A 20,434-nucleotide genomic window follows, 5' to 3' on the forward strand; every position below is an offset into this window, starting at 1 on the left:
GGAAACGCCCTTGTAGGAGCGAGCTTGCTCGCGAACAGCCCGAGACGGGTTCGCGAGCAAGCTCGCTCCTACGAAGAGATGGGTTTGCGCAGGATGACCTGGACCACCCTGTAGGTCGCCGGCAGCCCCCCGGGCTGGCGGAAGCGTTCGTAGGCCTCGATCAGCGCCCGCACCCTGGCCCGCCCGGTCAGGCCGTCGGGGCGGCCGGGGTTGAGGTTGTGGGCACCCAGGGCCTTGAGTTCGTGGGTCAGGCTGCGCAGGTCGGGGAAGTGCAGCACGCGGTCCTCGGTGGCCAGCTGCAGCACTTCCAGCCCGCTCGCCGCGCACTGCGCCTGGTAGTCGGCGAAGGCGCGGAAGCGGTTGACGTGAACGAAGCCGTCCACCGCCTGCCAGCTGGCGCGCAGCTCGCCCAGGGTGCCGACGCACAGGCTGCTGAAGGCGAACACGCCGCCCTCGCGCAGCACCCGGCGCGCCTCGCCGAGCACCGCCGGCAGGTCGGCGCACCACTGGATGGCCAGGCTGGAGAACAGCAGGTCGCAGCACTCGCCGCGCAGCGGCAGGCGCTCGGCGTCGCCACCGATGAACTGCTGCGCGCCGCCGTGCTCGCGGGCGTGGCGCAGCATGCCTTCGGCGATGTCCACGGCCAGCCCTTCGGCCTCGCCGAAGCGCCGGGCCAGGGCCCGGCTGAAGTGGCCGGTGCCGCAGCCCAGGTCGAGCCAGCGGCGCACCGCCAGGTCGGCCGGCAGCCGCGCCAGCAGGCCTTCGCCGACGCCGCGCTGCAGTTCGGCCACGGCGTCGTAGGTGGCTGCCGCGCGGGAGAAGGAAGCGGCGACCTGGCGCTTGTCCGGCAGCGCGCCGCCCAGGGGATCAGACATCGTCGCCCTCGTGGATGAAAGTCAGGATGGCCGCGGCCACCTCGTCCGGGCGCTCCAGCGGCAGGCCGTGGCTGGCGCCGGCGATGGTGCTCACTTCCACGTCCGGCAACCAGCCCAGCAGGGCGTCGGCGGCGCCGGCCGGGACCAGGGCGTCGTTGCCGGCGAACAGGTGCAGTTGCGGGCCGTCGTAGCGCTCCAGCGCCGCGCGGGTGTCCAGGCGCCCCAGCAGTTGCAGGCCGGCGCTCAGCGCCCCGGCCTCCAGCGCCGGCAGCGCCACCTGCAGTTGCCGCGCCAGGGTGCGGGCGTCGCGGGCGCCCTGGCTGACCAGCAGGGTGAAGCGCTTGCGCGTCAGTTCCGGCTCCAGCAGGAAGGCCTCGAAGAAATCCTCGAAGACGCTGTTGGGCATGGCCTGCGGCCAGTCGTCCAGTTGGCGGAAGCTGGCGTTGGCGGCCAGGGTGATCAGGCCCCGGCAGGCCTGGCCGCGGCGCGCGGCCAGCTCGGCGGCGAGCATGCCGCCCAGCGACCAGCCGGCCAGCCAGCTGCCTTCGGGCAGTTCGTCGTCCAGCTCGTCCAGCCATAGCGCCGGGTCGGCTTCGCGCGGCAGCGGCTCGATGGCCACGTGCAGGTGCGGCGCCTGCTCCAGCAGGGCGTCGCGCAGCGGCTCCAGGGGCGCGCAGCCCAGGCCCCAGCCGGGCAGCAGAATCAGTTGGTCACGCATCCTCGCCCTCCTCGGCGTCGAGTTCCGCCAGCAGGCTGCTGGAGACCTGGCGCCAGCTCTGCTCCAGGGCTTCGAGCAGGCGGTCGACCTGCTCCTCGCTGTGGCTGGCGCTGAAGGTCACGCGCAGCCGCGCACTGCCGGCCGGCACGGTCGGCGGGCGGATGGCGCCGACCAGGATGCCGTGGTCGCGCAGCGCCGCCGACAGCGCCATGGCCTGGCGGCTGCCGCCGATGAGAATCGGCTGGATCGGCGTGAAGCTGTCCATCAGCGTCAGGCCGATGGCCTCGGCGCCGCGGCGGAAGCGTGCGACCAGCTGGCCCAGGTGCTCGCGGCGCCAGTTCTCGCTGCGCAGCAGCTCCAGGCTCTTCAGCGTGGCGCAGGCCAGCGCCGGCGGCTGGCTGGTGGTGTAGATGTACGGGCGGGCGAACTGGATCAGCGTCTCCACCAGCTCCTCGCTGCCGGCGACGAAGGCGCCGGCGGTGCCGAAGGCCTTGCCCAGGGTGCCGACCAGCACCGGCACGTCATCCAGGCCCAGGCCGAAGTGCTCGACGATGCCGCCACCGCCGGCGCCCAGCGGGCCGAAGCCATGGGCGTCGTCGACCATCACCCAGGCGCCGCGGCGCCTGGCCTCGGCACACAGGACCGGCAGGTCGGCGAGGTCGCCGTCCATGCTGAACACGCCGTCGGTGACCACCAGGGTATTGCCCTCGGCCTTGCCCAGGCGCGTGGCCAGGCTGGCTGCGTCGTTGTGCAGGTAGCGCGAGAAGCGCGCGCCGCTGAGCAGCCCGGCGTCCAGCAGCGATGCGTGGTTGAGGCGGTCTTCCAGCACGGTGTCGCCCTTGCCCAGCAGCGCGGTCACCGCTCCCAGGTTGGCCATGTAGCCGGTGGAGAACAGCAGCGCCCGCGGCCGCCCGGTGAATTCGGCCAGGGCCAGCTCCAGCTCGTGGTGCGGCCCGCAGTGGCCGTTGACCAGGTGCGAGGCGCCACCGCCCACCCCCCAGCGCTCGGCGCCGGCACGCAGCGCGGCGATCACCTCGGGGTGGTTGGCCAGGCCCAGGTAGTCATTGGAACAGAAGGCCAGCATCGGCCGGCCGTCGACCCGCACCAGCGGGCCCTGCGGCGACTCCAGCAACGGCCGCTGGCGGTAGAGATCGTCCGCCTGGCGCTGGGCCAGGCGGGCGGCGAGATCGAAGGACATAAAGCAGGCTCCAGGCGGCAGGCTATAGGCTTCAGGCTAAACCACAGCCGGCCATGACGCTCTCGCTGTGGCCTGCCGCCTGTAGCCTGCAGCCGCTCTCAGACTGCCGCGTCGTAGAACAGCTGCGAATCGCGCTGCTCGACCAGAGCCTGCTCGATGGCGGCCTGGTGCACCTCGTCGGCGTGCTCCTCGCGCGCCTCGGGCTTGATGCCCAGGCGGGCGAACAGTTGCATGTCCTTGTCGGCCTGCGGGTTGGTGGTGGTCAGCAGCTTCTCGCCGTAGAAGATCGAGTTGGCGCCGGCCATGAAGGCCAGGGCCTGCATCTGCTCGTTCATCTGCTCGCGGCCGGCGGACAGGCGCACGTGGGACTTGGGCATCATGATCCGGGCCACGGCCAGGGTGCGGATGAAGTCGAAGGGGTCGACGTCCTTCTCTTCCGCCAGCGGGGTGCCCTTCACTTTCACCAGCATGTTGATCGGCACCGACTCCGGGTGCTCGGGCAGGTTGGCCAGCTGGATCAGCAGGCCGGCGCGGTCGGCCACCGACTCGCCCATGCCGAGGATGCCGCCGGAGCAGATCTTCATCCCCGCCTCGCGCACGTAGGCCAGGGTCTGCAGGCGCTCGCCGTAGGTGCGGGTGGTGATGATGTTGCCGTAGAACTCCGGCGAGGTATCGAGGTTGTGGTTGTAGTAGTCCAGCCCGGCCTCGGCCAGGGCCTGGGTCTGCTCCTGGGTCAGCTTGCCGAGGGTCATGCAGGTTTCCAGGCCGAGGCGCTTCACGCCCTTCACCATTTCCAGCACGTAGGGCATGTCCTTGGCCGAGGGGTGCTTCCAGGCCGCGCCCATGCAGAAGCGGGTGGAGCCGATGGCCTTGGCCTCGGCGGCCGCTTCCAGCACCTTCTGCACTTCCATCAGCTTCTGCTTGTCCAGGCCGGTGTTGTAGTGGCCGGACTGCGGGCAGTACTTGCAGTCTTCCGGGCAGGCGCCGGTCTTGATCGACAGCAGGGTCGAGACCTGCACGCGGTTCGGGTCGAAGTGCGCGCGGTGCACCGTCTGCGCCTGGAACAGGAGGTCGTTGAAGGGCTGCTCGAAGAGCGCCTTCACTTCGGCGAGGGTCCAGTCGTGGCGGGTGACGATGGATGCGGATGCACTCATGGGGAATTCCTTCGGACGCGGGCTGACGCCTCGTTGTTCTCGACCACCACGGCTGGCGCGGCGGTTCAGGCTTTGGAGGCATGATATGTAAGCCTTGGTCGCTGTCAACCAAGATGAAGTCACAAGTCGACAAGTGACTACTAATTGATCAACCCCGAACCACGGCGGCGCCCGGCGCGGAAGCCGCCGGTCACGCCACCGTGGCGGCCAGCTAGGCCAGGAAGAAGCGGTACAGGTTTTCCAGCTGCTGCTTGTAGCGACGCCGCGCCGCCAGCGCCTCCTCCAGGGTGATGGCGACGAAACGGGCCTTCTGGTTGGGCTGCAGCTGCGCCATGCGGTCGAGGTCGGCGCTGATCACCGTGCCGATCATCGCGTAGCCGCCGCCGGACACCGCGTCGCGGTGCAGGACGATGGGCTCCAGGCCGCCGGGCACCTGGATCGAGCCGATCGGGTAGCAGGCGTCGACGATGTTCGACGGGTCGGAACCGGCGCCGAACGGCTGCTCGCGAGGCTCGAAGGCCAGCGGCGTGCCGCCCTTGAAGCGGAAGCCGGTACGGTCGGCCTCGGAGCCGACGGTCCAGGTATCGGCGAAGAACTGCTCGGCGGCCTGCGCCGTCAGGCGATGGTGGTAGAGCCCCGGCACCACCCGCAGGCTGACCTCGCCGCCGACCTCGATCTGCAGCGAACGCGGCAGCGCCAGGCCCTCGCGGCCAGCACCGACGGGGGCGCCCAGGGGCAGCTCGTCACCGGCCTGCAGGCGCCGCCCGGCGAAACCGCCGATGCTGCCCAGGCCATAGGTGGAGCGGCTGCCCAGCACCTCGGGCACCTCGATGCCGCCATCGATGGCGATGTAGCCGCGGGCGCCGGCCTTGATGAAGTCGAAGCCCAGCACCTGCCCGGCGCGCACGCGGAAGGCGCTGTCCAGGGGCATCTCGGCGCCGTCCAGGCGCGGCGTCATCGCCGCGCCGCAGACCGCCACCAGGGCGTCGCGGCGGAACTCCAGCTGCGGCCCGAGCAGCGTGCATTCCAGTGCCGCGGCGGTCGCCGGGTTGCCCACCAGCAGGTTGGCCGCGCGCAGGGCGTATTGGTCGAGCGCGCCGGAGGGCGGGATGCCCAGGTGGTAATAGCCTTCGCGGCCGGCATCCTGCACCGAGGTGGCGAGGCCGGGCTTGAGCACCTTAAGCGACATGGAGCACCTCCTGCAGTCGTTGCTTGCAGCCTTGCGGGTCGGCCAGGAAAGCGTCGAGGTCGAACTCGACCGGGCGGATGCGCAGCGCGAAGCTGCCCGCCTCCACCTCGGCGACCGCGCGGTCGTACTCGGCACGATCGATGGGCCGGAACTGGACGATGTCGCCGGCGCGGAAGAACACCATGGAGTCACGCAGGTAGCCCAGGCGTTGCTGCGGGTCGTAGATGGGCGCCGGGGTGACGCCGAACATCTGGTAGCCGCCGGCGCCGCGCACCGAGTAGATGCAGCCGAAGCAGCCGCCGTGGCCGAGGGTCAGCCTCGGCGTATCGGTGCGCGGACGCAGGTACTTGGGCACCTGCAGTTGCCGCTCGCGCTCGACCATCTGGTACATGAACGGCAGGCCGGCGACGAAGCCGACCATGGAGACGAACCAGGGCGTGCCGCTGTGCGCCTCGATGAACGCCTGGGCGTCCTGGTAGCCGTTGATTCGCGCCGCGTATTCCAGGTCGGTGGAGGCCGGGTCCTGGTGGCGGTCGCGGAAGCGCATCAGCGTCTCGTGGGTCCAGGGGTCGTTGTACAGCACCGGGATCTCGATGATCCGCGTGCGGATGCTGCGCTCGGTGGTGGCATGGGCCTCCAGCTCGCGCACCTGCTCCAGCAGCGCCTGCGGGGCCACCTGGTCGGGGTCGAAGCGGACCTGGAAGGAGGCGTTGGCCAGGCACACGTCGAGCACGCCGGGGATGGCCCGGCGCTCGATCGCCCGGGTGATGGCCATGCCGCGGAAGAAGGCCTCCAGCGACATGGATTCGGCGACCTCGGCGAACAGGTGCTCGTCGCCGCCGAAGCTGTAGCGGATCTGCTCGTGCATGTCACACCTCCAGGGCGGCGGCGCGCTCGGCCAGCCAGGTTTCCAGGGTGCCGGTGTCGAACTGCGCAGCGCGCACGCGCGGCTCCGCCAGCAGCCAGCGGTGCAGCGACAGGGTGGTGGCCATGCCGCTCAGCTCGGTCTCGTCCAGGGCCTTTTGCGCACGGGCGAAGGCTTCCTCGCGGTCCTTGCCGTGGACGATGATCTTCGCCAGCAGCGAGTCGTAGTAAGGCGGTACGCGGTACCCGGGATACAGGTGGCTGTCCACCCGCACGCCGTCGCCCTGGGGCCAGCCGAGGCCCTCGACCGTGCCCGGGCAGGGGAAGAAGTTGCGCGCCGGATCCTCGGCGTTGATGCGCATCTCCAGCGCCGCGCCGTTCAGGCGGATGTCTTCCTGGCGCAGCGCCAGCGGCTCGCCGCCGGCGATGCGCAGCATGGCCTGGACCAGGTCGATGCCGGTGACCATCTCGCTGACCGGGTGCTCGACCTGGATGCGGGTGTTCATCTCGATGAAGAAGAACTCGCCGCTGTGCGAATCGAACAGGTATTCCAGGGTGCCGGCGCCGCGGTAGCCGAGGCTCTGCGCCAGGCGCACGGCGCTGGCGCAGAGCGCCTCGCGCTGGGCCTCGCTCAATGCCGCCGAGGGTGCCTCCTCGAAGACCTTCTGCCGGCGCCGCTGCAGCGAGCACTCACGCTCGAACAGGTGCACCGCGCGCTGGCCGTCGCCGAGGATCTGCACCTCGATGTGCCGCGCCTGGCGGATGAAACGCTCCAGGTACACCGCGCCGGAACCGAAGGCCGCCTGGGCCTCGCGCTGGGCGATGGGGAATTCGCGGCGCAGCTCCTCGGCGTCGTGGGCGATGCGGATGCCGCGCCCGCCGCCACCGGCCGAAGCCTTGACCAACAGCGGGTAGCCGACCGTTTCGGCACAGCGCAGCGCGGCCTCGACGTCCTCCAGTTCGCCCGGCGAACCCGGTACCACCGGCACCCCGGCGGCCATGGCCGTGCGCCGCGCCTCGGCCTTGTCGCCCATGCGGCGGATGGTCCGCGCATCGGGGCCGACGAAGACCAGCCCGGCGGCGTTGACCGCCTCGGCGAAGTCGGCGTTCTCGGAAAGGAAGCCGTAGCCGGGGTGGATCGAGTCCGCCCCGCTGTCGCGCGCGGCCTGCAACAGCGCCTCGGCGTTCAGGTAGCTGCGGTCGGCGCGGGCCGGGCCGATGATGCGCACCTCGTCGGCCTGGCGCGCGGCCAGCGAGTCGGCGTCCGCCTCGCTGCACGCCGCGACCGTGGGGATGCCCAGGGCCCGCGCCGCGCGGATGATGCGCACGGCGATCTCGCCGCGGTTGGCCACCAGCAGTTTCTTCAGCATGGCCGGGCCCTCACGCGTCGCCGTCGATGGTCGCCAGGGCCTGGCCCGGCTCGATCGGCTCGCCATCCTCCACCAGGAAGGCGCGCAGGGTGCCGGCGCATTCGGCCTGCACCTCGGAGAACTGCTTCATCACTTCCACCAGGCCGATCACGCTGCCCGGCTCGACGCGCTGGCCGGCTTCGGCGTAGTTGGGCGCATCCGGGCTCGGCTTGCGGTAGAAGGTGCCCGGCAAGGGCGACTGCACGGTATGTTCGGCCATGACTGTTCCTCATTGTTCGAATGTATGGATGGCAGATGCAGTGATGGAAGGCCCCGCCAGGCGGGGCGGCGCTCAGCGCGGCGCCTCGATGCGGATGCCGGCGCCCAGCAGGGCGGCGCGTGTCGCCTCGACCAGCGCCAGGGCGCCGGGGGTGTCGCTGTGGATGCAGATGGAGTCGAAGGCGATGGCGATGTCCTCGCCCTCCACCGTGCGCACCCGGCCCTCCTGGCAGGCGCGCAGCACCTTGGCGGCCACCTCCTGGGGATCAAGTGCGCGCACCCGGCGGATGAAGACGATGGAGCCGCTGCGGTCGTAGTCGCGGTCGGCGTAGAACTCGCGCACCACCGGCTGGCCCAGTTCCTGCGCGGCGCGCCAGGTGGCCGAGCCGTCCATGCAGAACAGCGCCAGCTGCGGGTCGAGGCGCTGCAGGGTGGCGACGAACTCGCGGGCCGCCGCCTCGTCGCGGGCCAGGTGCATGTAGAGCGCGCCATGGGGCTTGATGTGCTGCAGGCTCGCCCCCTGCAGGCGGGCGAACTCACGCAGCGCGCCGAGCTGGTAGAGCATGTCGTTGACCAGTTCGGCGGCCGGCGCGTTGATGTGCCGCCGGCCGAACCCGACCAGGTCGCGAAACCCGGGGTGCGCGCCTATGCCCACGCCATGTTCCAGGGCCAGCTCGACGGTGCGGCGCATGATGCTCGGGTCGCCGGCGTGGAAACCGGTGGCGATGTTGGCGCTGCTGATCAGCGGCATGATCGCCGCGTCCACGCCATCGCCGATGGTCCAGGGGCCGAAGCCCTCGCCCATGTCGGAATTGAGATCGACTGTCTGCATCGCCGCCCGGCCCCTGTATGCGTTGTTGTGAAGGTCGTTGGGGTGACCTTAAGTCGCAGGGGTGTCATTGGGTAGATTTATTATCTTATACAGTAGATTCTGAAAAACAGATACCTACCGGAGCACTGCCCCATGGCTTTCACCCTGCGCCAGGTACGCTACTTCGTGGCCACCGCCGAGGTCGGGCAGATCTCCCAGGCGGCGCTGAACCTGCACATCTCGCAATCGGCCGTGACCAGCGCCATCCAGGAACTGGAGGGCCTGCTGGGCGCCGCGCTGTTCACCCGCACGGCCCAGGGCATGACCCTCACCGACAACGGCCGGCATTTCCTCAACCACGCCTATTCCATCCTGCGCAGCGTCGAGGACGCGCTGAACAGCCCGCTGCCGGACACCCACCTCAGCGGCAGCCTGAACGTGGCGGCCAGCTACACCGTGATGGGCTACTTCCTGCCGCACCACCTGCAGCGCCTGTCGCAGTGGTACCCGGACCTGAGGCTGCACCTGCACGAGCAGGAACGGGTGGACATCGAGCGCGGCCTGATCGAAGGACGCTACGACATGGCCGTGGTGCTCACCGGCAACCTCACCGAGCCGCAGATCACCGCGGAGACGCTGTTCAGCTCCACCCGCCGCCTCTGGCTGCCGATACGCCACCCGCTGGCCGAACGCACGGCCGTGGGCCTGGCCGAGGTGGCCGGCGAGCCGTACATCATGCTGACCGTCGACGAGGCGGGCGAATCCTCCATGCGCTACTGGCAGCACAGCGGCCAGCAGCCGCGGGTGATCCTGCGCACAAGCTCGGTGGAGGCGGTGCGCAGCATGGTCGCCAACGGTTCCGGCGTGGCCATCCTTTCCGACCTCGTCTACCGTCCCTGGTCACTGGAGGGCAAACGCATCGAGACGCTCACGCTGGTCGACGCGGTGCCCTCGATGAGCGTCGGCCTGGCCTGGCACCGCGACCGCGAGTTCACCCCGGCGATGAAGGCGTTCCGCGAATACTTCCGGCAGTCCTTCCTGGCGCCGCAACTGAGCAGCACACGGCGCTGAACCCGGCGGCCCTCGCGCCACTCCAATGGGCGGAACACTGGGAAAACGATACGGACATGGAAACAGAAGGCGTTTTCGACTGGCTCGGCCAGACACTCGGCAAGGCGATCCGCTTCGTCGTCGACCTCCTCTCCGGCCTGCTGGGCAGCATCTGGGCGGCCATGGACCAGTTCCTCCACGGCCTGGCCCGGGCCATCGGAATGGACGTGTCGATCTTCAGCTTCGTCCTACTCTTCCTCGGCCTGTTGCTGCTCTACAGTGGCATCCGCGCCTTCGTCCGGCGCTCGTTCTTCGGCGGCATCCTGCTCACCGTGCTCGGCCTCATCGTGATGAGCTGGCTGATCCACTGAGCGTCCGCCGGGGCATCACCCGGAGGACGCCACCCTGCTCACGTTCGCCCGCCTGCGCGCCCTCCTCGCGCCACCCCTGGACTGCCTGTTCTGCGGCGGCCCTGCCGATACCGGCCTGCCGCTGTGCGCCGGCTGCGATGCCGACCTGCCCTGGCTGGGCGGCCACTGCGGCACCTGCGCCCTGCCGCTGCCGGAACACGGCCTGACCTGCGGCGAATGCCTGCGCCGGCCGCCGCCCTTCGAACAGGTGCTGGCGCCCTGGCGCTACGCCTTCCCGGTGGACGGCGCCATCACCCGCTTCAAGCACCAGGCCGACCGGCCCCTGGGGCGGCTGCTGGGCCAGTTGCTGGGGCGCCACCTGCGGCATGCCTTCGCCGAGGGCCTGCCGCTGCCCGACCTGCTCCTGCCGGTGCCCCTGGCCCCGCGCCGGCAGCGCCGGCGCGGCTTCAACCAGGCCGAGCTGCTGGCCCGCAACCTGGCCGCGGAGCTCGGCCTGCCCTGGCGCCAGCCGCTGCGCCGGGTGCGCGACACTCCGGCGCAGCAGGGCCTGGACAAGGCCGAGCGACGGCGCAACCTGCGCCAGGCCTTCGCCCTGGACGACGCTACGGCCCTGCGCGGCCTGCACCTGGCGCTGGTGGACGACGTGCTGACCACCGGCGCCACCGCCACGGCCCTGGCGCAGCTGCTGCGACGTGCCGGCGCAGAGCGGGTGGACGTCTACTGCCTGGCCCGCACGCCGAAGCCGGGCTGAACCCGCGGCGGGCATCCGACGGATTCCCCTTGCCTTTTGCCGGCGCAGCTACCAGCCTCGCCCTATCGCGAACACAACAACGAAAACGATGACCAGCCTCAGCCTCCTCACCCAGCACGTCACCCGCCGCCCGCAACGCATCGCCCTGCTCGCGCAGATCGCCGCGCTGGGCTCCATCACCCAGGCCGCCAAGGCCGCCGGCATGAGCTACAAGACCGCCTGGGATGCGGTGGACGAGCTGAACAACCTGGCCGAACGCCCGCTGGTGGAACGCAGCGTCGGCGGCAAGGGCGGCGGCGGCGCGCGCCTGACGCCGGCCGGCGAGCGCCTGCTGGCGCTGTACCAGCGCCTGGAGGAGCTGCGCGAGCGCATGCTCGAAACCATCGAGGAAGACGGCGAGGACCTGGAGCTGATCGGCCGCCTGATGCTGCGCACCAGCGCGCGCAACCAGTTGCACGGGCGCGTCTGCAGCATCGAGCCGGCGGGGCTGAACGACCTGGTCGGCATCGACCTGCCCGGCGGCGCGCGCATCCACGCGCGCATCACCCGCGAAAGCACCGAGAAGCTGGAACTGCGCGAAGGCCTGCCGGTGATCGCGCTGATGAAGGCCGGCTGGCTCTACGTCGACCTGCCGCAGATCGAGTGCCCGGCCGGGCTCAACGCCCTGGAGGGGCGGGTCGAGGACATCCGCGAGGCCGGCGACGGCCCCAGCGAGGTGCGCATCCAGCTGCCCGGCGGGCAGATGCTCTGCGCCCTGGTGGACCAGGAACGCATCGACATCCTCCGCCTGGCCCCCGGCAGCCGGGTGCGCACGCAGTTCTCCCCGGCGCAGGTGATCCTCGGCACGCCGGTCTGAGCGAAGCCTGCCTTGAGTCAACGGCCGGCGCCGGCGGTGGGGTTCCAATAGGCCATCCCACTGCCCGGAGCCCCCGCCCATGCGCCGCTTCCTGATCCCCCTGCTGCTGATGTGCAGCGCCCTGTTGCCATCGATCGGCCAGGCCACCCCCGACGTCCTGCGCGTGGCCAGCGGCCACCAGCCGATGGCGGCCCTGGAGGCGCTGGCCGACCAGTACCAGTTGCAGACCGGCAACAAGGTCCTGCTGATCGAGGGCGACAGCGCCGAGCTGGCCCGCGACATCGGCCAGGGCATGCCCTTCGACCTGTTCTTCGCCGATGACGGCGCCCACGGCGTGCAGGCGCTGCATGCCCAGGGCCGCGGCGAAGCGCCGCGACCCTATGCCTGCGCCCCGCAGGCGCAGTATTACCTGGTGCTGGTGGAAGGCCCGCGGCACGTGCTGGCGGAACGCTTCTTCAGCTACCTGAAGGCGCACCCCGAGGCGCTGGCCAAGGCCGGCTTCCACTTCGGCGCCTGCAGCAACTGACGACACCCACGTAGGATGGCGTTGAGCGAAGCGATACCCATCGTTTTCGCAAGCTCGACCCATCCTGCGAAGAGTCCCCCAGGCGTAATGGCGCAGGAGCCAGCAATCCCACGGCGGTGTGCGTAGACTAGGGGCCTGTTCACAGTCCTGGATCGCCGCCATGTCCCATCCCTTCTCCGCCCTCACGCCCGACCTGGTCCTCGACGCGGTGGAAAGCCTGGGCTACCTCAGCGACGCGCGGGTGCTGGCGCTCAACAGCTACGAGAACCGCGTCTACCAGGTGGGCATCGAGGACGAGCAGCCGCTGATCGCCAAGTTCTACCGCCCCGGGCGTTGGAGCGATGCGGCTATCCGCGAGGAGCACGCCTTCTCCGCCGAGCTGGCCGAATGCGAGGTGCCGGTGGTGGCGCCGCTGGTGCGCGACGGCGAAAGCCTGTTCGAGTTCGCCGGCTTCCGCTTCGCCCTGTTCCCCCGCCGTGGCGGCCGCGCCCCGGAGCCGGGCAACCTCGACGAGCTGTACCGCCTGGGCCAGTTGCTCGGCCGCCTGCACGCGGTAGGCGCCACGCGCCCCTTCGAGCACCGCGAGCAGCTGACTGTGGATAACTTCGGCCACCAGTCCCTGGCCACCCTGCTGGAAGGCAACTTCGTACCCAAGAGCCTGCTGCCGGCCTACGAGTCGGTGGCCCGCGACCTGCTCAAGCGCCTGGACGCCCTGTTCGCCGACAACCGCTATACCTCCATCCGCCTGCACGGCGACCTGCACCCGGGCAACCTGCTGTGCCGCGACGAGGCCTACCACATGGTCGACCTGGACGATTGCCGCATGGGCCCGGCGGTTCAGGACCTGTGGATGATGCTCGCCGGCGAGCGCCAGGAGCGCCTGCTGCAACTCTCGGAGCTGATCGACGGCTACCAGGAGTTCCACGACTTCGACCCGCGCCAGCTGCCGCTGATCGAGGGCCTGCGCACCCTGCGCCTGATGCACTACAGCGCCTGGCTGGCACGGCGCTGGGACGACCCGGCGTTCCCGCCGAGCTTCCCCTGGTTCGGCAGCGAGCGCTACTGGGGCGAGCAGGTGCTGGTGCTGCGCGAGCAGATGGCGGCGCTGGACGAGGAGCCGCTGCGGTTGTTCTGAACCATCCTGCCGCGCTCCTACGACCATGCTCGACCGTAGGGCGAATAACCGTTCGCGGTTATCCGCCGCCGGCCGGAACACCGGTGTCCGGGACCATTGGCGGATAACGCCGTAGGCGTTATGCGCCCTACGGGTTGCAAGGGGGCGGCGTTGGCGGGGTTGAGCGAAGCGATACCCATCGGAACCCAATAGACGGTTGCTCCCACGGTTTGGCCGAGGCGTAACATCCGCTTTACGGCCAATTCCCCGCACCACCCGGCAACGGAAACTGAACACACAGACAACATCGGCCGCGCCCCCTAGAATGGCGCGGCCACTCTTCTCTACTGCCGCAAGGACGTCCGATGGCCACCGCCAATCCCCGCCGGGGCTATGCCCTGGGCCTGACCGCCTATGTCATCTGGGGACTCTTCCCGGTCTACTTCAAGCTGCTGGAACGCATTCCCGCCCTGGAAATCATCACCCACCGGGCCATCTGGTCGGCGCTGTTCGGCGCCGCGCTGCTGCTGGTGTGGAAGCACCCCGGCTGGTGGCGCGAACTGCGCGAAAACCCGCGGCGCCTGGCCGTGCTCGGCGCCAGCGGGGTGCTGATCGCCAGCAACTGGCTGGTCTACGTCTGGGCGGTGAACAACGGGCACATGCTCGAGGCCAGCCTGGGCTACTACATCAACCCGCTGATCAACGTGCTGCTCGGCCTGGTGGTGCTGCGCGAGCGCCTGCGCCCGCTGCAATGGGTGGCCGTGGGCCTGGCCGCCCTCGGCGTGGCCCAGCAGGTCTGGCAACTGGGCAGCCTGCCCTGGGTGTCGCTGGCGCTGGCGCTGACCTTCGGCTTCTACGGGCTGATCCGCAAGCAGGCGCCGGTGGACGCCCTGCCCGGCCTGGTGGTGGAAACCTGGATGCTGCTGCCGCTGGCCCTGGTCTGGCTGCTGCTGTTCGCCGACGGCCCCAGCGCCCACCTGGACTTCTGGAGCAGCCCGCAGGCGCTCTGGCTGGCCGCCGCCGGCCCCGTCACCCTGGTGCCGCTGGTGTGCTTCAACGCCGCCGCCCGCCACCTGCCCTACGCGACCCTGGGCTTCCTGCAGTACATCGCGCCGACCCTGGTGCTGCTGCAGGCCGTCCTGCTGTTCGGCGAGCACCTCAACCCGACGCGCCTGGTCGCCTTCGGCTGCATCTGGGCGGCGCTGGTGGTGTACAGCGTGGACATCTGGTACCGCCTGCGGCGCGCCTGATCATTTCCTGAGCGATAGCTTGCAGGCCCCGTCCGGCGGGGCCTGCAGCCAGGCATCCGGAACTTTTCCACAGTTTCATCCAGCGCTGGCGGGGATAACCCCGCAATGCCGCAGCCGGACCGAAGCGCCGTGGCAACGACAGCGATGGCTGCTCAGAACGCGTACAAATGCCTGCAGGGCACGTGGCCAAAGGCCGCCGACGATCTACCCAAGGGTTTTCCACAGGGCTTTCCCGGGTTTCTGTGCAGGACCACGACGGGCCTGGCGCTTTTTTGAGCACTCCTCGCGAAACCAGCATCCACGCAGCCTGTAGCCAGGCATACAGCAGTTGCCCACAGCGCGACCCACGGTTTTTGTGCAAAGACGTGGATAAGCCGCCCACCCCGGCGGCCGCCCCGGGCACGGATCATTTTCTGAGCGAACCGCCAGAGGTCACGCACAGCTTGACGTACAGCCATCCATCCACAGCCAACCAACAGGACAACCCACGGTGATTGTGGGCAACCCGTGGCGACCTGTTCACAGCGAAGCACTGCGCCTGAAACGCCGCCATGCGGGCCTTCCAGCGTTCAACGCACATTTCCTCAACAGACTTATGCACAGGCCGCCGGTATTTTTCCGCGCCTCAGTCCTCCTTGTGGAAATTCAGGTCCACCATGAGGTCGTCGGCCAAGGCCTCCAGGTGCTGCTGCAACTGTTCCAGCGGCAACGTCAGCGGCACCGCCAGCACCGCATCGGCGTGGAACAACGGCTCGCCGCTCATGGGCGCCGGCAGCACCTCGGTGGTCAGCCGCTCCAGGTTGACGCCGTGCTCGGCCAGCAGGCGGGTGATGTCGCGGACGATGCCGGGGCGGTCGTTGCCCACCAGGTCGAGGTGGATCGGCTTCCAGTTGCAGGAGGGCTCGATGCCGCTGTCGGCCAGCAGCACGCGGATGCCGTGGTCGCCCAACTCCTGCAGGCCTTCCACCAGTTCGTCGTAGCCTTCGGCCGGCACCGCCACCCGCAGGATGCCGGCGAACTGCCCGGCCATGCGCGACATGCGGCTTTCCAGCCAGTTGCCGCCGTGGCCGGCGATGCATTGGGCGATGCGTTCCACCAGCCCCGGCTGGTCCTGGGCGATGATGGTGAGCACGAGATGGTTCATGGCAGCCTCCTGCGTCGATGCGTCAGCCCCGGGCCTCGCCCAGGTCCAGCCAGTAGGTGTAGAAACGTTCGTCACGCTGGTAGCCCAGGCGCTCGTAGAGGCCCTGGGCATTGCGGTTGTCCTTCGCCGTTTCCAGTTGCAGGCCGCAGGCACCGCTGGCCTCGGCGTGGACGCGGGCGGCGTTCATCAGCGCCTCGCCATGGCCGTCGCGGCGGGCCGCCGGCAGTACGTAGAGGTCGCTGAGCAGCCAGGCCGGGCGGAGTGCAAGGGAGGCGAAGAAGGGGTACAACTGGACGAAGCCCAGGCCCACGCCGTCGATGCTGCGCGCCAGGTAGATCACCGATTCGCCGCGCTCCAGGCGCTGGGCGAGGAACCCGCGGACGTCCGCCGGGGGCGCCGGCACTTCGTAGAAGTCCAGGTAGCCGGCGAACAGCGGGACCAGCTCGTCGAGGTCGGCAAGGGTGGCGCGGGCGATGGGCATGGTGATCCTCCGAGGGTGAAGCTTGAGTATAGGCCGCGGCGCGGAGCCAGCTGCGACGGGGCGTCGCAGGTTCCTCGCCGAATAAATCGTGTACTGTTTTCAGATTTATCTGGAACAATTCACAAGTTTTTTGCGAACATTGTTGCTGCTACGTGACTGAGATGCGTTCTTTGGTCTAACCGCGACGCAAGCCCACTGATTTTTCCCACGGCATCATGTAGTATTCCGCGGCTCGGACTACAAGGCGTCTTGCCTGGGTTCCGAGCTGGTCCTGAGCAGAGTGAGGCAAGCAATGACTGAACGCGTTCAAGTCGGTGGCCTGCAGGTCGCCAAAGTCCTGTTCGACTTCGTCAACGACGAAGCCATCCCCGGTACCGGCGTAGACGCCGGCAAGTTCTGGGCAGGCGTGGAGGCCGTGGTCAACGACCTGGCCCCGAAGAACAAGGCCCTGCTCGCCAAGCGCGACGAGCTGCAGGCCAAGATCGATGGCTGGCACCAGGCTCGCGCCGGCCAGGCCCATGATGCCGCGGCCTACAAGGCCTTCCTGCAGGAGATCGGCTACCTGCTGCCCGAAGCCGAAGACTTCCAGGCCAGCACCCAGAACGTCGACGAAGAAATCGCCCACATGGCCGGCCCGCAGCTGGTGGTGCCGGTGATGAACGCACGCTTCGCCCTGAACGCCTCCAACGCCCGCTGGGGCTCGCTGTACGACGCGCTCTACGGCACCGACGCCATCAGCGAAGAGAACGGCGCCGAGAAGGGCAAGGGCTACAACAAGGTCCGCGGCGACAAGGTCATCGCCTTCGCCCGCGCCTTCCTCGACGAGGCCGCGCCGCTGGAAGGCGGTAGCCACGTCGACGCCACCGCCTACACCGTGAACAACGGCGCCCTGGTGGTCACCCTGAAGAACGGCAGCCAGACCGGCCTGAAGAACGCCGCCCAGTTCATCGCCTTCCAGGGCGAAGCGGCCAAGCCGCAAGCCGTGCTGCTCAAGCACAACGGCCTGCACTTCGAAATCCAGATCGACCCCACCAGCCCGATCGGCCAGACCGACGCAGCCGGCGTGAAAGACGTGCTGATGGAGTCCGCGCTGACCACCATCATGGACTGCGAAGACTCGGTCGCCGCGGTCGACGCCGACGACAAGGTGATCATCTACCGCAACTGGCTGGGCCTGATGAAGGGCGACCTGGCAGAAGAAGTCAGCAAGGGCGGCAGCACCTTCACCCGCACCATGAACCCGGACCGCGTGTACACCAAGGCCGACGGCTCGACGCTGACCCTGCACGGCCGCTCCCTGCTGTTCGTGCGCAACGTCGGTCACCTGATGACCAACGATGCCATCCTCGACAAGAACGGCAACGAGGTTCCCGAAGGCATCCAGGACGGCCTGTTCACCAGCCTGATCGCCATCCACAACCTCAACGGCAACACCAGCCGCAAGAACACCCGCACCGGCTCGGTGTACATCGTCAAGCCGAAGATGCACGGCCCGGAAGAAGTCGCCTTCACCAGCGAGCTGTTCAGCCGCGTCGAGGACGTCCTCGGCCTGCCGCGCAACACGCTGAAGGTCGGCATCATGGACGAGGAGCGCCGCACCACCATCAACCTCAAGGCCTGCATCAAGGAAGCCCGCGAGCGCGTGGTGTTCATCAACACCGGCTTCCTCGACCGGACCGGTGACGAGATCCACACCTCCATGGAAGCCGGCGCCGTGGTGCGCAAGGGCGCCATGAAGACCGAGAAGTGGATCGGCGCCTACGAGAACAACAACGTCGACGTCGGCCTGGCCACCGGCCTGCAGGGCAAGGCGCAGATCGGCAAGGGCATGTGGGCCATGCCGGACCTGATGGCCGCCATGCTCGAGCAGAAGATCGCCCACCCGCTGGCCGGCGCCAACACCGCCTGGGTGCCCTCGCCCACCGCGGCCACCCTGCACGCGCTGCACTACCACAAGGTCGACGTGTTCGCCCGCCAGGCCGAACTGGCCAAGCGCGCACCGGCCTCGGTCGACGACATCCTGAGCATTCCGCTGGCGCCGAACACCAACTGGAGCGCGGAGGAGATCAAGAACGAGATCGACAACAACGCCCAGGGCATCCTCGGCTACGTGGTGCGCTGGATCGACCAGGGCGTCGGCTGCTCCAAGGTGCCGGACATCAATGACGTCGGCCTGATGGAAGACCGCGCCACCCTGCGCATCTCCAGCCAGCTGCTGGCCAACTGGCTGCGCCACGGCGTGATCACCGAGGAGCAGGTGGTCGAGAGCCTGAAGCGCATGGCTGCGGTGGTCGACCGGCAGAACGCCAACGACCCGCTGTACCGCCCGATGGCGCCGAACTTCGACGACAACGTGGCCTTCCAGGCCGCGCTGGAACTGGTGGTCGAAGGCACCAAGCAGCCCAACGGCTACACCGAGCCGGTGCTGCACCGCCGTCGTCGCGAGTTCAAGGTGAAGAGCAAGGCGAAAAACGGCCTCTGATTCGCGCCAGCGTGAGCTGAAAAACCGCCCTTCGGGGCGGTTTTTTCATTTCTGGCCCGCCTTTTCCCCGAAAACCGACAGGCGCCGATTGCGCAGGCTGGTTGCACTTTGCGATCATTTGCGAATAGTTATCGTTTTGTCGTTCATTCCGAATCGGGGTGGGGGAGCAAAGGTGTCGGCAGTCCAGACTGGCAATGGCGAATTCGTAGGCGCGCTCTACCGCGACCATCGCGACTGGCTGCTCGCCTGGCTCAATCGCAGCGTCGGCTGTCCGCAGCGCGCCGAGGACCTCGGCCAGGACACCTTCGTGCGCATCCTCGGCCGCCGCGAGCTGCCCAGCCTGCGCGAGCCGCGGGCCTTCCTGGTGACCGTGGCCAAGGGCCTGCTGGTGGACCACTGGCGCCGCCAGGCGCTGGAGCAGGCCTACCTCGACGAACTGCTGCAGCTGCCCGAGGCCGAGCAGCCCTCGGTGGAAACCCAGTTCCTCATCCTCGCCGACCTGCGCGAGATCGACCGCCTGCTGGGCAAGCTGTCCAGCCGCGCGCGCAGCGCCTTCCTGCTCAACCGCCTGGATGGCCTGGGCCACGCCGAGATCGCCGAGCGCCTGGGCGTGTCGGTCCCCAGGGTGCGCCAGTACATCGCCCAGGGCCTGCGCCAGTGCTACATCGCCCTGTACGGCGAGCCGACATGAAGGGCCCGGTCTCCGTCCGCATCCTCGACGAGGCCATCGCCTGGCAGCTGCGCCTGGGCTCCGGCGAGGCCCGTGCCGAAGACGAAGCCGCCTTCGCCCACTGGCACGCCGCCCACAGCGAACACGCCCGCGCCTGGCACCAGTTGGGCATGCTCGACCACAACCTGGGCGCGGCCGCCGCCCCCGCGGCGCGCAGCGCCCTGCTGCGGGCGCCGGGCGAGTCGCGGCGCAAGCTGCGGCGGCTGGCCGGCACCGGCCTGTCGCTGCTGCTGGCCGGGATGCTGGCCCTCGGCGTGGGCAACCGCTACCTGCCGCTGCGCTACGCCCTGGCCGACGTGGTCACCGGCACCGGCGAGCTGCGCGAACTGCGCCTGCCCGACGACACCCTGGTGCAACTGGACAGCCGCACCGCCCTGGACATCCGCTTCGACGCCAGCGAGCGGCGCATCGTCCTGCTCGACGGCGAAATCATGGTGCAGACCGCCCACGGCGACAGCCGCCCGTTCATCGTCGAGACCCGCGACGGCCGCCTGCGCGCCCTGGGCACCCGCTTCCTGGTGGAGCGCCGGGCCGACGGTACCCTGCTCAGCGTGCTGCAGTCCGCGGTGGCGGCCAGACCCGAACGGGGCCGCGACGAAACCGTCATCCCCCAGGGGCGCCACGTGCTGGTGCGCGCCGACGGCCTGGGGCCGCTGGAAGCCAACAGCGCCACCGCCGACGCCTGGACCCACGGCATGCTGGTGGCCGACAACCTGCGCCTGGCCGACCTGCTGGAGAAACTCGGCCAGTATCGCAGCGGCTACCTCGGCCTGGACCCGGCGCTGGCCGACATGCGCATCAGCGGCAGCTTCTCCCTGTGCGACACCGACCTGGCCCTGGATTCGCTGCCGCCGAGCCTGCCGGTGCGCATCGAGCGCCACGGCGACTGGTGGGCGAAGGTGGTGCCGCGCGGCTGAGCCTGCCGGCCGCGCGAAATGCTCTTCGTAAAAACGCTCTTCGTAGGAGCGAGCTTGCTCGCGAATGGCATTTACCGGGGACAACGGTGCTTCGGATTTGCTCCGCTCCCTCTCCCCAACCCTCTCCCTGAAGGGAGAGGGTACTGTCCGGCATGAACGGGAAGTTCGGCGCAAACCTGAGACGACCTTGTCCGCGATAGCCGAACGCCCCTTGATCACGCTGTATCGGACTGGAAATAGGCCCCGCGAAATTTTTTTCGCACAGCCCTATCACTTTTCGATTCTCGACCGGCAATCAGGCGAACGAAACATATTCACACCCAGG

The 20,434-nt window shown here is 69.1% G+C and carries 21 protein-coding genes; 10 read left to right on the top strand and 11 right to left on the bottom strand.

What is annotated here, in order from left to right:
* Positions 1-68: 68 nt before the first annotated feature.
* From bioC to PKO50_RS28120, 9 genes are all read right to left on the bottom strand, one after another.
* Positions 69-875 carry a malonyl-ACP O-methyltransferase BioC gene (gene bioC, locus PKO50_RS28080; RefSeq protein WP_275627857.1) on the bottom strand — a complete coding sequence of 269 codons (807 nt, stop codon included), beginning with the start codon at positions 873-875 and terminating at the stop codon, positions 69-71.
* A complete protein-coding gene (locus tag PKO50_RS28085; protein WP_275627858.1) occupies positions 868-1,593 on the bottom strand; it encodes an alpha/beta fold hydrolase in 726 nt (241 codons plus the stop codon). Before PKO50_RS28085 ends, bioC begins: the two co-directional genes overlap by 8 nt.
* A complete protein-coding gene (bioF, locus tag PKO50_RS28090) occupies positions 1,586-2,791 on the bottom strand; it encodes an 8-amino-7-oxononanoate synthase (protein WP_275627859.1) in 1,206 nt (401 codons plus the stop codon). The genes PKO50_RS28085 and bioF overlap by 8 nt, the downstream gene beginning before the upstream one ends.
* 98 nt (positions 2,792-2,889) lie before the next feature.
* Positions 2,890-3,945: a biotin synthase BioB gene (gene bioB, locus PKO50_RS28095; RefSeq protein ID WP_275627860.1), complete on the bottom strand. Its 1,056-nt coding sequence runs from the start codon at positions 3,943-3,945 to the stop codon at positions 2,890-2,892.
* A gap of 211 nt (positions 3,946-4,156) precedes the next feature.
* Positions 4,157-5,134, bottom strand: coding sequence for a biotin-dependent carboxyltransferase family protein (locus PKO50_RS28100; RefSeq protein WP_275627861.1), 978 nt, complete (start codon positions 5,132-5,134; stop codon positions 4,157-4,159).
* Positions 5,124-6,002: an allophanate hydrolase subunit 1 gene (locus PKO50_RS28105; protein WP_275627862.1), complete on the bottom strand. Its 879-nt coding sequence runs from the start codon at positions 6,000-6,002 to the stop codon at positions 5,124-5,126. Before PKO50_RS28105 ends, PKO50_RS28100 begins: the two co-directional genes overlap by 11 nt.
* Position 6,003: 1 nt before the next feature.
* Positions 6,004-7,368: an acetyl-CoA carboxylase biotin carboxylase subunit gene (locus PKO50_RS28110; RefSeq protein WP_275627863.1), complete on the bottom strand. Its 1,365-nt coding sequence runs from the start codon at positions 7,366-7,368 to the stop codon at positions 6,004-6,006.
* A 10-nt stretch (positions 7,369-7,378) separates the two neighbouring features.
* Entirely contained in the window at positions 7,379-7,627 is a 249-nt protein-coding gene (locus tag PKO50_RS28115) for an acetyl-CoA carboxylase (protein ID WP_089392929.1), read from the bottom strand.
* 72 nt (positions 7,628-7,699) lie between these two features.
* A complete protein-coding gene (locus PKO50_RS28120) occupies positions 7,700-8,458 on the bottom strand; it encodes a 5-oxoprolinase subunit PxpA (RefSeq protein WP_109931725.1) in 759 nt (252 codons plus the stop codon).
* Positions 8,459-8,590: 132 nt separating this feature from the next.
* Here PKO50_RS28120 and PKO50_RS28125 point away from each other — a divergent pair, with 132 nt between their 5' ends.
* The 7 genes from PKO50_RS28125 to rarD all read left to right on the top strand — a co-directional run bounded on the left by PKO50_RS28125 (position 8,591) and on the right by rarD (position 14,355).
* Positions 8,591-9,508, top strand: a complete 918-nt coding sequence (locus PKO50_RS28125; RefSeq protein ID WP_109931723.1) for a LysR family transcriptional regulator — start codon at positions 8,591-8,593, stop codon at positions 9,506-9,508.
* A gap of 56 nt (positions 9,509-9,564) precedes the next feature.
* Entirely contained in the window at positions 9,565-9,858 is a 294-nt protein-coding gene (locus PKO50_RS28130) for a hypothetical protein (protein ID WP_109931721.1), read from the top strand.
* A 52-nt stretch (positions 9,859-9,910) separates the two neighbouring features.
* Positions 9,911-10,609, top strand: a complete 699-nt coding sequence (locus PKO50_RS28135; protein WP_256595807.1) for a ComF family protein — start codon at positions 9,911-9,913, stop codon at positions 10,607-10,609.
* A gap of 88 nt (positions 10,610-10,697) precedes the next feature.
* Positions 10,698-11,465 carry a TOBE domain-containing protein gene (locus tag PKO50_RS28140; RefSeq protein WP_109931718.1) on the top strand — a complete coding sequence of 256 codons (768 nt, stop codon included), beginning with the start codon at positions 10,698-10,700 and terminating at the stop codon, positions 11,463-11,465.
* 79 nt (positions 11,466-11,544) lie between these two features.
* A complete protein-coding gene (locus tag PKO50_RS28145) occupies positions 11,545-11,991 on the top strand; it encodes a substrate-binding domain-containing protein (RefSeq protein WP_109931716.1) in 447 nt (148 codons plus the stop codon).
* A gap of 160 nt (positions 11,992-12,151) precedes the next feature.
* On the top strand, positions 12,152-13,126 hold the full coding sequence (locus PKO50_RS28150) for a serine/threonine protein kinase (protein WP_275627864.1): 975 nt from the start codon (positions 12,152-12,154) through the stop codon (positions 13,124-13,126).
* 344 nt (positions 13,127-13,470) lie between these two features.
* Entirely contained in the window at positions 13,471-14,355 is an 885-nt protein-coding gene (rarD, locus tag PKO50_RS28155) for an EamA family transporter RarD (protein WP_275627865.1), read from the top strand.
* A 625-nt stretch (positions 14,356-14,980) separates the two neighbouring features.
* On the opposite strand, the gene PKO50_RS28160 is transcribed toward rarD, so the two are convergent.
* Entirely contained in the window at positions 14,981-15,499 is a 519-nt protein-coding gene (locus PKO50_RS28160) for a glycine cleavage system protein R (RefSeq protein ID WP_043269369.1), read from the bottom strand.
* Positions 15,500-15,521: 22 nt separating this feature from the next.
* Complete coding sequence (locus PKO50_RS28165; RefSeq protein ID WP_275627866.1) at positions 15,522-15,980, bottom strand: N-acetyltransferase; 459 nt, start codon at positions 15,978-15,980, stop codon at positions 15,522-15,524.
* Between the two features lie 292 nt (positions 15,981-16,272).
* Between PKO50_RS28165 and PKO50_RS28170 the strand changes: the two genes are divergently transcribed.
* The 3 genes from PKO50_RS28170 (at position 16,273) to PKO50_RS28180 (ending at position 20,109) form a co-directional block, all read left to right on the top strand.
* Positions 16,273-18,462, top strand: coding sequence for a malate synthase G (locus tag PKO50_RS28170; RefSeq protein WP_275627867.1), 2,190 nt, complete (start codon positions 16,273-16,275; stop codon positions 18,460-18,462).
* 172 nt (positions 18,463-18,634) lie between these two features.
* A complete protein-coding gene (locus PKO50_RS28175; protein WP_009615470.1) occupies positions 18,635-19,153 on the top strand; it encodes an RNA polymerase sigma factor in 519 nt (172 codons plus the stop codon).
* Complete coding sequence (locus tag PKO50_RS28180) at positions 19,150-20,109, top strand: FecR family protein (RefSeq protein WP_275627868.1); 960 nt, start codon at positions 19,150-19,152, stop codon at positions 20,107-20,109. Before PKO50_RS28175 ends, PKO50_RS28180 begins: the two co-directional genes overlap by 4 nt.
* Positions 20,110-20,434 lie beyond the last annotated feature (325 nt).

The sequence above is a fragment of the Pseudomonas sp. 273 genome, assembly GCF_029201425.1.
GTDB classification, from domain to species: Bacteria; Pseudomonadota; Gammaproteobacteria; order Pseudomonadales; family Pseudomonadaceae; genus Pseudomonas; species Pseudomonas delhiensis.